13 protein-coding genes are annotated in these 13,210 nt (G+C 63.3%); 12 read left to right on the top strand and 1 reads right to left on the bottom strand.

Going from position 1 to position 13,210, the window contains the following annotated elements; all coding sequences use genetic code 11:
• The 7 genes from IEC33019_RS18040 to ispD all read left to right on the top strand — a co-directional run bounded on the left by IEC33019_RS18040 (position 1) and on the right by ispD (position 7,699).
• Positions 1-948, top strand: coding sequence for an acetyl-CoA carboxylase carboxyltransferase subunit alpha (locus IEC33019_RS18040; protein WP_070094117.1), 948 nt, complete (start codon positions 1-3; stop codon positions 946-948).
• Positions 949-1,074: 126 nt separating this feature from the next.
• Positions 1,075-2,370 carry a tRNA lysidine(34) synthetase TilS gene (gene tilS / locus IEC33019_RS18035; RefSeq protein WP_070094116.1) on the top strand — a complete coding sequence of 432 codons (1,296 nt, stop codon included), beginning with the start codon at positions 1,075-1,077 and terminating at the stop codon, positions 2,368-2,370.
• Positions 2,371-2,639: 269 nt separating this feature from the next.
• Positions 2,640-4,268, top strand: a complete 1,629-nt coding sequence (locus IEC33019_RS18030) for a CTP synthase (RefSeq protein ID WP_070094115.1) — start codon at positions 2,640-2,642, stop codon at positions 4,266-4,268.
• Positions 4,269-4,271: 3 nt separating this feature from the next.
• Positions 4,272-5,117 carry a 3-deoxy-8-phosphooctulonate synthase gene (gene kdsA, locus IEC33019_RS18025; RefSeq protein ID WP_070094114.1) on the top strand — a complete coding sequence of 282 codons (846 nt, stop codon included), beginning with the start codon at positions 4,272-4,274 and terminating at the stop codon, positions 5,115-5,117.
• A gap of 149 nt (positions 5,118-5,266) precedes the next feature.
• A complete protein-coding gene (gene eno, locus IEC33019_RS18020) occupies positions 5,267-6,556 on the top strand; it encodes a phosphopyruvate hydratase (RefSeq protein WP_070094113.1) in 1,290 nt (429 codons plus the stop codon).
• A 157-nt stretch (positions 6,557-6,713) separates the two neighbouring features.
• Entirely contained in the window at positions 6,714-6,995 is a 282-nt protein-coding gene (gene ftsB / locus IEC33019_RS18015; protein ID WP_070094112.1) for a cell division protein FtsB, read from the top strand.
• Complete coding sequence (gene ispD / locus IEC33019_RS18010) at positions 6,992-7,699, top strand: 2-C-methyl-D-erythritol 4-phosphate cytidylyltransferase (protein ID WP_070094111.1); 708 nt, start codon at positions 6,992-6,994, stop codon at positions 7,697-7,699. The genes ftsB and ispD overlap by 4 nt, the downstream gene beginning before the upstream one ends.
• A gap of 113 nt (positions 7,700-7,812) precedes the next feature.
• Here the strand turns inward: ispD and IEC33019_RS18005 are convergent, their stop codons facing one another.
• A complete protein-coding gene (locus IEC33019_RS18005; protein ID WP_070094110.1) occupies positions 7,813-8,709 on the bottom strand; it encodes a LysR substrate-binding domain-containing protein in 897 nt (298 codons plus the stop codon).
• A gap of 108 nt (positions 8,710-8,817) precedes the next feature.
• On the opposite strand from IEC33019_RS18005, the gene IEC33019_RS18000 reads away from it, so the two are divergent.
• The 5 genes from IEC33019_RS18000 to surE all read left to right on the top strand — a co-directional run bounded on the left by IEC33019_RS18000 (position 8,818) and on the right by surE (position 13,182).
• Positions 8,818-9,930 carry an S-(hydroxymethyl)glutathione dehydrogenase/class III alcohol dehydrogenase gene (locus tag IEC33019_RS18000; protein ID WP_070094109.1) on the top strand — a complete coding sequence of 371 codons (1,113 nt, stop codon included), beginning with the start codon at positions 8,818-8,820 and terminating at the stop codon, positions 9,928-9,930.
• Between the two features lie 8 nt (positions 9,931-9,938).
• Entirely contained in the window at positions 9,939-10,793 is an 855-nt protein-coding gene (gene fghA, locus IEC33019_RS17995) for an S-formylglutathione hydrolase (RefSeq protein ID WP_070094108.1), read from the top strand.
• Positions 10,794-10,916: 123 nt separating this feature from the next.
• The gene (ispF, locus tag IEC33019_RS17990) at positions 10,917-11,390 is read left to right on the top strand and encodes a 2-C-methyl-D-erythritol 2,4-cyclodiphosphate synthase (RefSeq protein ID WP_070094107.1); all 474 of its coding nucleotides are present in this window, start codon (positions 10,917-10,919) and stop codon (positions 11,388-11,390) included.
• Positions 11,387-12,445 (top strand): tRNA pseudouridine(13) synthase TruD, encoded by a 1,059-nt coding sequence (gene truD / locus IEC33019_RS17985; protein ID WP_070094106.1) that lies wholly within the window; start codon positions 11,387-11,389, stop codon positions 12,443-12,445. Before ispF ends, truD begins: the two co-directional genes overlap by 4 nt.
• A complete protein-coding gene (gene surE / locus IEC33019_RS17980; protein WP_070094105.1) occupies positions 12,433-13,182 on the top strand; it encodes a 5'/3'-nucleotidase SurE in 750 nt (249 codons plus the stop codon). Before truD ends, surE begins: the two co-directional genes overlap by 13 nt.
• Positions 13,183-13,210: the final 28 nt, after the last annotated feature.

Raw genomic sequence — 13,210 nt, 5'->3', positions numbered from 1 at the left:
ATGAACCCGAATTTCCTCGATTTCGAACAGCCGATTGCCGACCTGCAAGCCAAGATCGAAGGGCTGCGCCTGGTGGGCAACGACAATTCGCTGAACATCAGCGATGAAATTGCCCGTCTGCAAGACAAGAGCAATACCCTGACCGAAAGCATCTTCGGCAACCTGACCAGCTGGCAGATCGCCCGCCTTGCCCGTCATCCTCGTCGTCCCTATACCCTGGACTACATCGACCACATCTTCACCGAGTTCGAAGAGTTGCACGGTGACCGTCACTTCGCTGACGACGCCGCGATCGTCGGCGGTACCGCGCGTCTGGACGGCAAGCCTGTGATGGTCATCGGTCACCAGAAAGGCCGTGAAGTGCGCGAGAAAGTCCGTCGCAACTTCGGCATGCCGCGTCCGGAAGGCTACCGCAAGGCCTGCCGCCTGATGGAAATGGCCGAGCGCTTCAAGATGCCGATCCTGACCTTCATCGACACCCCGGGTGCCTACCCTGGGATCGACGCCGAAGAGCGCAACCAGAGCGAGGCCATCGCCTGGAACCTGCGTGTGATGGCACGCCTGAAAACCCCGATCATCGCCACGGTCATCGGTGAGGGTGGTTCCGGTGGTGCGCTGGCCATCGGTGTGTGCGACCAACTGAACATGCTGCAGTATTCCACCTACTCGGTGATCTCGCCGGAAGGCTGCGCCTCGATCCTCTGGAAAACCGCCGACAAGGCTGCCGATGCTGCCGAGGCCATGGGCATCACCGCTGAGCGCCTGAAGAGCCTGAACATCGTCGATAAAGTCATCGGCGAGCCTCTGGGCGGCGCCCACCGTGACCCTGCAAAGATGTCCGAAAGCATTCGCGCCGATTTGGTCGAGCAGCTGGAGATGCTGGGCAAGTTCGACAGCGATGCGCTGCTGGCCCGTCGTTACGACCGCCTGATGAGCTACGGCGTCTGATTCATCCGGGGCCGCTCCCACAGGTACAGCGCTGCCATCGAGAGCAATGCTGTCGTTGTGGGAGCGGGTTTGCCCGCGAATGGGGTGCAAAGCGCCCCCGATGATCCTCCGTCATGTGAGGTCCTGATGATCAACCTCACCCCCCAGCTTTCCCCCTGGCTCAATGCCCCCGCCTGGCACGTCGCTTTCTCCGGCGGCCTCGACTCCACCGTCCTCCTGCACCTGCTGGCCGATTACGCTCGTCGTCATGAGACCCCGCCATTGCGCGCCGTGCACATTCACCATGGCCTGCAAGCGGCTGCGGATGATTGGCCGCAACATTGCCAGTCGATCTGCGATGGGCTGGGTCTTGAACTCCAGGTCATCCATGTTCAGGTCGCGCCTGGTGCAAGCTTGGAACAGTCGGCCCGCGATGCCCGCTACGCGGCGTTCACGCAGATACTCGGGGCCGGGGAGGTGCTGTTCACGGGGCAACACCGGGAGGACCAGGCCGAAACATTGCTCTTTCGCCTGTTGCGCGGCGCCGGCTTGCGTGGGTTGGCGGCCATGCCGAGGATGCGGCCCTTGGGGCAAGGGTGGCTGGCTCGGCCTTTGCTGACGGTCGGTCGGGCGCAGTTGCTCGCGCAGGCCAGTGCCCATGGGCTTCGCTGGATCGAGGATCCGTCCAACGCCGATACCACCTATGCCCGAAACTACCTGCGTGGCGAGGTGTTTCCAGTGCTGAATCAGCGTTGGCCCCAGGCTGTGGGCAACCTGGCGCGCAGTGCCGGGCATCTGAGTGAGGCGCTGGGCCTGCTGGATGAGCTGGCGGCAGATGACTTGGCGGGTGCAGCCCAAGGGGCGCCGTTTGCCTGGCTCGGGCTGGACTCTCTCGACCTGGCCGCGCTTGAGGCGTTGTCGCCAGCGCGTCAGCGAAATGCCCTGCAGTATTGGTTGAGCAGTCGGACCCGGTTACCCGATGCCCGTCACTGGGCTGGCTGGGACAGCCTGCGTGACGCAGCCATCGATGCCCAGCCTGTGTGGCAACTGGGCGATGGCATGCTGCAGCGCAGCCATGGGCGCATCTGGTGGTTGACTGGTCCATGGCTGACGCCGGTCGAAGGGGGGCTGAACTGGGCGGACCCAGAGGAGCCTTTGACGCTGCCGGGCAATGGTTGCGTGTCCTTGCAGGGGGATTGTCCGCCAGGTGAGGTGCAGGTGCGCTACCGCGTGGGCGGCGAGGTGCTCGAGGTGCCAGGACGAGGCCGTCGTGACCTCAAGCGCCTGCTCAACGAGCTGCAGGTCCCGCATTTTGTACGCTCGCGTCTGCCGTTGCTGTGCCAGGGCGAGCGCCTGCTGGCGGTGGCCAACCTGCCCCTGGCAGGGCAGGGCGGTATCCAGTTGCACTGGCGGGCGCCGACGAGCGTGCAAGGTTTGAGCTGAAGGGTACATTCGGGTAGACTACCCTCCCTTCTTGATACAGCTTCTGTGGGTTCCTCGAAAACACAGCAGTTGCCGATTACCAAGCAGTTTTTTGCTGGGCTGATTCTTAAAATGACGAGCGAGCTCCATGCCGGGGATACCCCTGGTTTGTACAGACGCGGCAGTTGTTCGAGATGCACTGTGATTGACGCAGGTGATCGGGGGCTTCGGCCTTCCTTCGCTTTCTCCGGCGGCGCTGACCGCTTTAACGCAGACTTCTAGGGTTTTTCATGACGCGCTACATATTCGTCACGGGCGGTGTTGTTTCTTCATTGGGGAAAGGCATTGCCTCGGCTTCCTTGGCGGCCATCCTGGAGGCGCGGGGGCTCAAGGTCACCATGCTCAAGCTGGATCCGTACATCAACGTCGACCCCGGCACCATGAGCCCGTTCCAGCATGGTGAAGTGTTCGTCACTCACGATGGCGCCGAGACCGACCTCGATCTGGGGCACTACGAGCGGTTCATCCGCACGACCATGACCCAGAACAACAACTTCACCACCGGCCGCATCTACGAGCACGTGCTGCGCAAGGAGCGCCGTGGTGACTACCTGGGCGCAACCATCCAGGTCATCCCGCACATCACCGACGAGATCAAGCGTCGCATCATCAAGGGCGCTGGCGATGCCGACGTGGCCCTGGTCGAGATCGGCGGTACCGTCGGTGACATCGAGTCGCAGCCGTTCCTCGAGGCGATCCGCCAACTGCGCGTCGAAGTGGGCTCCAAGCGCGCCATGCTGATGCACCTGACCCTGGTCCCGTACATCGCCACTGCCGGCGAGACCAAGACCAAGCCGACCCAGCACTCGGTCAAGGAACTGCGCTCCATCGGCCTGCAGCCAGATGTGCTGATCTGCCGTTCCGACCACCCGGTAGATGCGTCGTCGCGCCGTAAGATCGCCCTGTTCACCAACGTCGAAGAGCGTGCGGTGATTTCCCTGCAGGACGTCGACACCATCTACAAGATCCCAGGTGTATTGCACGCCCAGGGCCTGGACGACTTCGTCGTCGAGCGCTTCGGCCTGCAGTGCAACAGCGCTGACCTGTCCGAGTGGGACCAGGTGGTCGACGCCAAGCTCCACCCTGAGCACGAAGTCACCATCGCCATGGTCGGCAAGTACATGGAACTGCTGGATGCGTACAAGTCGCTGATCGAGGCAATGAGCCACGCCGGCATCAAGAATCGCACCAAGGTCAACCTGCGCTACATCGACTCCGAGGACATCGAGAACCAAGGCACCAGCCTGCTCGAAGGCGCCGATGCCATCCTCGTGCCGGGTGGGTTCGGCCTGCGCGGCGTGGAAGGCAAGATCACCGCTGTCCAGTACGCTCGCGAAAACAAGGTGCCTTACCTGGGCATCTGCCTGGGCATGCAGGTCGCGGTCATCGAGTTCGCACGTAACGTGATGGGCTGGAAAGACGCCAACTCCACCGAGTTCGATCGCAGCAGCGGCCATCCGGTCGTGGGCCTGATCACCGAGTGGGCCGACGCCACTGGTGCGGTCGAGACCCGTTCCGAGGCTTCCGACCTGGGCGGCACCATGCGTCTGGGCGCCCAGGACTGCCAGCTGGCGGCCGGCTCCAAGGTCCACGACTGCTACGGCAAGGACGTGATCACCGAGCGCCACCGTCACCGCTACGAAGTGAACAACAACCTGCTGCCACAGTTGGTCGAGGCCGGCCTGGTGGTTTCCGGTCGCTCCGAAGACGGTGCGCTGGTCGAAGTGGTCGAGTCCAAGGACCACCCATGGTTCGTCGCCTGCCAGTTCCACCCTGAGTTCACCTCGACCCCGCGTGACGGCCACCCGCTGTTCAGTGGTTTCGTCAAGGCGGCCCTGGCCCAGAAGAACAAGGCCTGATCCATGACCCAGAAGATCATTCGCGTCGGTAGCATCGAGATCGCCAACGACAAGCCGTTCGTCCTGTTCGGCGGCATGAACGTCCTGGAGTCCCGTGACCTGGCCCTGAAGGTCTGCGAAGAGTACGTGCGGGTCACCGAGAAGCTCGGTATCCCGTACGTGTTCAAGGCCAGCTTCGACAAGGCAAACCGCTCGTCGATCAACTCCTACCGTGGTCCAGGCATGGAAGAAGGGCTCAAGATCTTTGAAGAGATCAAGCAGACCTTCAAGGTGCCGGTGATCACCGACGTGCACGAGCCCTACCAGGCCGAGCCCGTCGCCAAGGTGTGCGACATCATCCAACTGCCGGCCTTCCTGTCGCGTCAGACCGACCTGGTCGTGGCGATGGCCAAGACCGGCGCTGTGATCAACATCAAGAAGGCCCAGTTCCTCGCGCCCCAGGAAATGAAGCACATCCTGACCAAGTGCGAGGAAGCCGGTAACGACCAGTTGATCCTCTGCGAGCGTGGTTCGAGCTTCGGCTACAACAACCTCGTCGTGGACATGCTTGGCTTCGGCATCATGAAGCAGTTCGAGTACCCGGTGTTCTTCGATGTGACCCATGCCCTGCAGATGCCAGGCGGTCGTTCCGACTCCGCCGGCGGTCGCCGTGCCCAGGTCACCGACCTGGCCAAGGCCGGCATGAGCCAAGGCCTGGCCGGGTTGTTCCTGGAAGCCCACCCGGACCCGGACAACGCCAAGTGCGATGGTCCTTGCGCCCTGCGTCTGGACAAGCTGGAGCCGTTCCTGGCCCAGCTCAAGCAACTGGACGATCTGGTGAAAAGTTTTCCGACGGTAGAGACCGCGTAAAGCTCATTTCTCCGGTAAAGTACCGCCCTCACCCCTGACCGAACGGTCAGGGGCCGCCTTCGCCAGGCCTGCCCGTTCTCGAACTGCCTGGCGAACGCCCGGATTTCCTTAGCTGCGTTGTTTTCGTCAATTCTGGAGTGCTTACAACAATGGCAAAAATCGTCGACATCAAAGGTCGTGAAGTTCTCGATTCGCGTGGCAACCCCACCGTGGAAGCCGATGTTCTGCTCGACAACGGCATCATCGGCAGCGCCTGCGCGCCGTCCGGTGCTTCCACCGGCTCGCGTGAAGCGCTGGAGCTGCGTGATGGCGACAAGAGCCGTTACCTGGGCAAGGGCGTGCTGAAGGCTGTCGCCAACATCAACGGCCCGATCCGCGACCTGCTGCTGGGCAAGGACCCGGCCGACCAGAAGGCCCTGGACCGCGCCATGATCGAACTGGACGGTACCGAGAACAAGGCCAAGCTGGGCGCCAACGCCATCCTGGCCGTCTCCCTGGCTGCCGCCAAGGCCGCTGCCCAGGACCAAGACCTGCCGCTGTACGCGCACATCGCCAACCTCAATGGCACCCCAGGCCAGTACTCCATGCCGGTTCCGATGATGAACATCATCAACGGCGGCGAGCACGCCGACAACAACGTCGACATCCAGGAGTTCATGGTTCAGCCGGTCGGCGCCAAGACCTTCTCCGATGCCCTGCGCATGGGTACCGAAATCTTCCATCACCTCAAAGCCGTGCTCAAGGCCCGTGGCCTGAACACCGCCGTGGGTGACGAAGGTGGCTTTGCGCCTAACCTGGCCTCCAACGAAGACGCCCTGGGCGCCATCGCCGAGGCTGTCGAGAAGGCCGGCTACAAGCTGGGCACCGACGTGACCCTGGCCCTGGACTGCGCGGCTTCCGAGTTCTATGAAGACGGCAAGTACAACCTGTCCGGCGAAGGCAAGTCGTTCGACGCCGAAGGCTTTGCCGACTACCTCAAGGGGCTGACCGAGCGCTTCCCGATCATCTCGATCGAAGACGGCCTGGACGAGTCCGACTGGGCTGGCTGGAAGATCCTCACCGACAAGATCGGTGCCAAGGTACAGCTGGTCGGCGACGACCTGTTCGTGACCAACACCAAGATCCTCAAGGAAGGCATCGAGAAGGGCATCGGTAACTCGATCCTGATCAAGTTCAACCAGATCGGCTCGCTGACCGAAACCCTGGAAGCCATCCAGATGGCCAAGGCCGCCGGCTACACCGCGGTGATCTCTCACCGTTCGGGTGAAACCGAGGACTCCACCATCGCCGACCTGGCCGTAGGTACCGCTGCTGGTCAGATCAAGACGGGTTCGCTGTGCCGTTCCGACCGCGTCTCGAAGTACAACCAACTGCTGCGTATCGAAGAGCAACTGGGTGCCAAAGCCGTGTACCGCGGTCGTGCCGAGTTTCGCGGCTGAGCAAGAGATGGTAAAAAGGCAGCAGCCGAGGCCGTCTGAACGTTCGCACTGAACCGTCAGACGCCTCTTACGGGTTTCTGTCGACGAAGCCTGGCCTCGGCCAGGCTTCGTGCTATCGGAAGCTCGCTGCGGCGGCCTTTTACCTCTGGATATCTTGATGCGCAGTCCCTATTGGTTGTTTCTCGTCCTGCTCCTGCTGCTCGGCGGCCTGCAGTACCGCCTTTGGGTGGGTAACGGCAGCCTGGCGCAAGTGGCCGAGCTCAAGCAGCAGATCGCCGAACAGCATGCGGAAAACGAGCGGCTGCTCGAGCGTAATCGCGTGCTGTATGCTGAAGTTCTGGAGTTGAAAAAAGGTATGGAGACCGTGGAAGAGCGGGCTCGTCACGAGCTGGGGATGGTCAAGGAGGGCGAAACCCTCTACCAGTTGCCGCAGAAATGACGCAAACGCTACCGGCTTTCTGGGCCGTGATTCCCGCCGCGGGCATTGGTGCCCGCATGGCTGCCGATCGTCCCAAGCAGTACTTGCAACTGGGCGGGCAGACCCTTCTCGAGCATAGCCTCGACTGTTTTCTCGACCACCCCGCGCTCAAGGGCGTGGTGGTCAGCATTGCCCTCGATGACCCCTATTGGCCTGGCCTGCGCTGTGCCACCGACCCGCGTATCCAGCGGGCGGCCGGTGGTCGCGAGCGGGCAGACTCGGTGCTCAATGCATTGCTGCTGCTGCATGCCCAAGGTGCGGCTGACAACGACTGGGTGCTGGTGCACGACGCGGCGCGACCGAATCTGGCGCGCAGCGATCTGGACCGACTGCTCTCGGAGCTGGCCGATGACCCCGTTGGTGGTTTGTTGGCAGTGCCCGCGCGTGACACGCTCAAGCGCGCCGATGCCAACGGGCGGGTCGGTGCCACGGTGGATCGCAGCACCATCTGGCAGGCCTACACACCGCAGATGTTCCGTCTGGGCGCCTTGCACCGAGCCCTGGCCGAATGCCTGGTCTCCGATGTGGTGGTCACGGACGAGGCCTCGGCCATCGAATGGTCCGGCCAGGCACCGCGCTTGATCGAAGGACGCAGCGACAACATCAAGGTCACCCGCCCGGAAGACTTGGAATGGTTGCGCCAGCGTTGGACGACGCGGCGCTGAAGGCCTGACGCCTGCGTCGGTCTCTTCGCGGGTAAACCTGCTCTCACAACGCCGCGCTCAAGCCTTGCGCAATCCCTGCGCGGGTTTGCCCGCGAAGAGGTCGCCGGAACTCCTCAGCCTTGCCGATACTCGGGCAGCCCCGCCAGCCCTTCCTTCAAATAATCCACCAGTCGCCGTACTTTCGGTGACAAGTGCCGTTGCTGAGGGTGCAGCGCCCACACCGCCGTGTTCGGTGGCTGATGCGCTTCGAGCAATGATACCAGTGCACCGCTGTTGAGGTGCTCGAGCACGTAGTAATCCGGCAACTGGCATAACCCCATGCCCAGCAACGCCGCGTCCAGCACCGCCTGCCCGCTGTTGCAGCGCCAATTGCCTTGCACCCGCTGGCTCAACTCCCGTCCATCCTGTTGCAACACCCAAAGGTCTGAGCTGCCAATCAGGCAGTTGTGCCGCGCCAGTTCCGACAGACTGTGGGGCCGTCCATAGCGCTCAAGGTAGGCAGGGGAGGCGCACAGGTACATGCGCCGTGGGGCGAGGCGGGTGGCCACCAGGCGTGAGTCCTGCAAGCGCCCGAGGCGTATCGCCAGGTCCATTCCTTCATGCACCAGGTCCAGCGTTCGGTTGCTCAGTTCCACCTCGACACGCAATTGCGGATACAGGGCCATAAAGCGCGTCACCAGGGGCACGATGAAGCGTTCGCCATACGCCACCGCACAGGTCATGCGCAGCAGGCCTTTGGGTTCGCTGGCCAGATCGCCCATGGCACGCAGGGCTTCCTCGCGGCCGTCCTGCAAGCGCTGACAGTGTTGCAGGAAGGTCTGGCCTGCCTCGCTCAGGGTCACCCGCCGGGTACTGCGGTACAGAAGCCGCGTTTGCAGGCGCTCTTCCAGGCGGGCGATCTGCCGGCTGATGTGGGACGAGGAAACACCCAGACGTTCGGCGGCGGCGGTGAACTGACCTGATTCGGCCACCGCGACGAATTCGTCGATGCCTTCCCAGCGACTGCTCATTGATTATCCCTGTATGGCAATAATGTTTTTACTTCAGCCGGATTATTCATCAAAAGCGCCTGAATTACACTGGCACCCAGCAACCATCCCTTGTCTGGAGTCCCGTTGATGATCAAGTCCCGCGCCGCTGTTGCCTTCGAGGCCAAGAAACCCCTGGAAATCGTCGAAGTCGACGTGGCCATGCCCAAGGCCGGTGAAGTGCTCCTGCGTGTGGTGGCCAGCGGTGTCTGCCACACCGATGCCTACACCCTGTCGGGCGCTGACCCGGAAGGCATCTTCCCGTCGATTCTCGGTCATGAGGGCGGTGCGATCGTCGAAGCCGTGGGCGAGGGCGTCACGTCGGTCGCCGTCGGTGACCATGTGATCCCGCTGTACACCCCCGAATGCGGGCAGTGCAAGTTCTGCCGCTCGGGCAAGACCAACCTGTGCCAGGCTATTCGCGCCACCCAAGGCAAGGGCCTGATGCCTGACGGCACCACCCGTTTCTCCTATAAAGGCCAGCAACTCTTCCACTACATGGGCACCTCGACCTTCTCCGAGTACACCGTGTTGCCGGAAATCTCCGTGGCCAAGATCGCCAAGGAAGCGCCGCTGGAGAAGGTCTGCCTGCTCGGTTGCGGCGTCACCACCGGTATCGGCGCCGTGCTCAACACCGCCAAGGTCAAGGCTGGCGACACCGTGGCCATCTTCGGCCTGGGCGGCATCGGCCTGTCGGCAGTGATCGGTGCGGTGAAGGCCAAGGCCTCGCGCATCATCGCCATCGACATCAACCCGGCCAAGTTCGAGATCGCTCGTCAACTGGGCGCCACCGACTGTGTCAACCCAAAAGACTACGACCGCCCAATCCAGGAAGTGATCGTCGATCTCACCGACGGTGGTGTGGACTTCTCCTTCGAATGTATCGGCAATGTGCAACTGATGCGTGCCGCGCTGGAGTGCTGCCACAAGGGCTGGGGCGAGTCGGTGATCATCGGCGTAGCCGGTGCCGGCCAGGAAATTTCCACCCGTCCGTTCCAGTTGGTGACCGGCCGCGTCTGGCGTGGTTCGGCATTCGGCGGCGTGCGTGGTCGCAGCGAGCTGCCAAGCTACGTGGAAATGTCGCAGAAAGGCGAGATCCCGCTGGATACCTTCATCACCCACACCATGGGCCTGGAGGACATCAACAAAGCCTTTGACCTGATGCATGAAGGCAAGAGCATCCGTAGTGTCATCCACTTCTGAGGTCTGCCATGAGCCTGGAAAACATCTCCTGCCAGAAGAGTTTCGGCGGCTGGCACAAGCGCTACCGGCACCACTCCAAGGTGCTGGGCTGCGACATGGTGTTCGCCGTGTACCTGCCGCCGCAGGCCGAGCAGGGCGAGAAGCTGCCGGTGCTGTACTGGCTCAGCGGTCTGACCTGCACGGACGAGAACTTCATGCAGAAGGCCGGCGCCCAGCGCCTGGCCGCAGAGCTTGGCCTGATCATCGTCGCGCCCGACACCAGCCCGCGGGGCGAGCAGGTGCCGGGTGACCCGGATGGCGCCTGGGACTTTGGCCTGGGCGCAGGCTTCTACCTCAACGCCACCCAGCAGCCCTGGGCTCAGCACTACCGCATGCACGACTATGTGGTGCAGGAGTTGCCCGCCTTGGTCGAGGCGCATTTCCCGGCTTCCGACCTGCGCAGCATCAGCGGTCACTCCATGGGCGGGCACGGGGCCCTGGTTTGCGCCTTGCGCAATCCCGGGCGCTACCGCTCGGTGTCGGCCTTTTCGCCAATCAGCAATCCGATGGATTGCCCGTGGGGCGAGAAAGCCTTCTCCCGTTACCTGGGGGACGACCGGGCGCGCTGGCGCGAATGGGATGCCAGCGTGCTGCTGGCCGAGACGGGCGCCGGGCAATGCCCGCCGCTGCTGGTCGACCAGGGTGACCGGGATGACTTTCTCGAGAAGCAGCTCAAGCCGCAGGCGCTGGAGCAGGCTGCGCGCAAGGGTGGGCATGAGCTGACCCTGCGTCTGCAGCCAGGCTATGACCACAGCTACTACTTCATCGCCAGCTTCATCGATGAACACCTGCGTCATCACGCGGTGGCGTTGGGCAGGGTCTGAACCAGGGGGCCGCTTTGCGGCCCTTTCGCGGCTTAGGGCACTGTGGGAAAGGGGTTGCAAAGCAGCCCCAATATCCAGCAAAGCAGGTAGAATCCAGCCCTGACTCATTCAGGGCTTTTTCTTATGCGTATTGGCCACGGCTACGATGTGCACCGTTTCTGCGACGGTGATTTCATTACCCTGGGTGGGGTGCGTATCCCCCACAAATACGGCCTGCTGGCCCACTCCGACGGCGATGTGCTGCTGCACGCGCTGAGCGATGCCTTGCTTGGCGCTGCGGCGTTGGGCGACATCGGCAAGCATTTTCCCGATACCGACCCTCAGTTCAAAGGGGCTGACAGCCGCGTGCTGCTGCGCCACGTGGTCGGCATCGTCCGGGCCAAGGGCTGGAAGGTCGGCAACGTCGACACCACCATCGTTGCCCAGGCACCCAAGATGGCACCGCATATTCAGACCATGCGCCAGTTGATCGCCGAAGACCTGCAGGTCGAACTCGATCAGGTCAACGTCAAGGCCACCACCACCGAGAAGCTGGGCTTCACCGGCCGTGAGGAGGGCATCGCCGTGCATGCGGTGGCCCTGTTGCTGCCCGCATGACGGAACTGGATCTACTGGGCCCGCGTGCCTCGGGTGAGTCGCTGGGGCACGCCGTGCTCAAGGCGGTGGCCGAAGACTTCCAGGTCGATGAAGTACTGGATATTCCCCTCTCCGGTCAGGGCGAGCACCTCTGGCTGTGGGTCGAAAAACGTGACCTGAACACCGAAGAAGCCGCCCGCCGACTGGCACGCGCCGCCGGCGTGCCGGTGCGGTCGATCAGCTACGCCGGGCTCAAGGACCGACAGGCCTTGACCCGCCAGTGGTTCAGCCTGCACCTGCCGGGCAAGGCCGACCCGGACCTGTCCCGTGCCGAGGATGCCAGCCTGCGTGTGCTCAAGCAGGTACGTCATCAGCGCAAGCTTCAGCGTGGCGCCCATTCGGCCAATGGCTTCACCTTGCGCCTCACGGCCCTTGCGGCCGATCACCAGGCGCTCGACGCGCGGCTGGAGCACCTCAAGCAGCACGGGGTGCCCAACTATTTCGGCAGCCAGCGTTTTGGCCATGACGGCGGCAACGTGCATGACGCCCGTCAATGGGCCGAGCGCAAGGCACTGCCGGAGCAGCGCAATGTCCGCTCGCGGCTGTTGTCCGCCGCGCGCAGCTACGTATTCAACCAGGTGCTGGGCGCGCGCGTCGCCGATGGCAGCTGGAACACCGCGCAGGTCGGCGACTTGCTGGCCTTCACCGACAGCCGCAGTTTCTTTGCGGCGGGCGAGCAGGAATGTGCCGATCCACGATTGGCGATCCTCGACCTGCACCCCACCGGGCCGCTCTGGGGCGAAGGTGCCTCACCGGCCAGCGGCGAGACCTCTATGCTGGAAACAGCCATCGGCGATCAGCATCTGGCGCTGTGCCAGTGGTTGGCACAGGCAGGCATGAGTCACGAACGACGCATCCTGCGGCTCCCTATTGGCGGGCTGACGTGGCATTATCCCGAGCCTGATATCCTGCAACTGGAATTCGTCCTTCCGGCCGGATGCTTCGCCACCGTGGTGGTGCGCGAGCTCGTCGATCTGGTGCCGGCAGGGCAGACGGACAGCCCATGCGTATTCTGATTTCGAATGATGACGGTGTAACCGCACCTGGCCTTGCCGCGCTGCATGCTGCGCTGGTGGACTATGCCGAGTGCGTGGTGATTGCCCCGGATCAAGACAAGAGCGGTGCGAGCAGTTCGCTGACGCTGGACCGGCCGCTGCATCCGCAGACCCTGGCCAACGGTTTCATCAGCCTCAACGGCACGCCGACCGACTGCGTGCACCTGGGGCTCAATGGGTTGCTGCCCGAGACGCCCGAGATGGTCGTGTCCGGTATCAACCTGGGGGCCAACCTGGGGGACGACGTGCTCTATTCCGGCACGGTCGCCGCGGCACTGGAGGGGCGCTTCCTGGGCGGTACGTCGCTGGCGTTCTCGCTGTTGTCGCGCCTGCCGGACAACCTGCCGACCGCGGCTTATATCGCTCGCCGTCTGGTGGAGGCGCAGTCGCGCCTGGAGCTGCCTCCTCGCACCGTGCTCAATGTGAACATCCCCAACCTGCCCCTGGAACACATTCGTGGGATCCAGCTCACCCGTCTCGGCCATCGGGCACGGGCGGCGGCGCCGACCAAGGTGGTCAACCCGCGCGGCAAGGAAGGCTACTGGATCGCCGTGGCCGGTGACGCCGAGGACGGTGGGCCGGGGACCGACTTCCACGCGGTGATGCAGGGGTATGTGTCGATCACCCCGCTGCAACTGGACCGCACCTTCAATGAAGCCTTCGAGCGTCTCGACGGCTGGCTGGAGGGATTGCTCTGATGCGCGAACAGGACGATCTGCTGCGCCG

The sequence above is a fragment of the Pseudomonas putida genome (assembly GCF_002741075.1).
Classification (GTDB): domain Bacteria; phylum Pseudomonadota; class Gammaproteobacteria; order Pseudomonadales; family Pseudomonadaceae; genus Aquipseudomonas; species Aquipseudomonas putida_T.
This window is presented reverse-complemented; position numbering and strand designations above follow the sequence as displayed.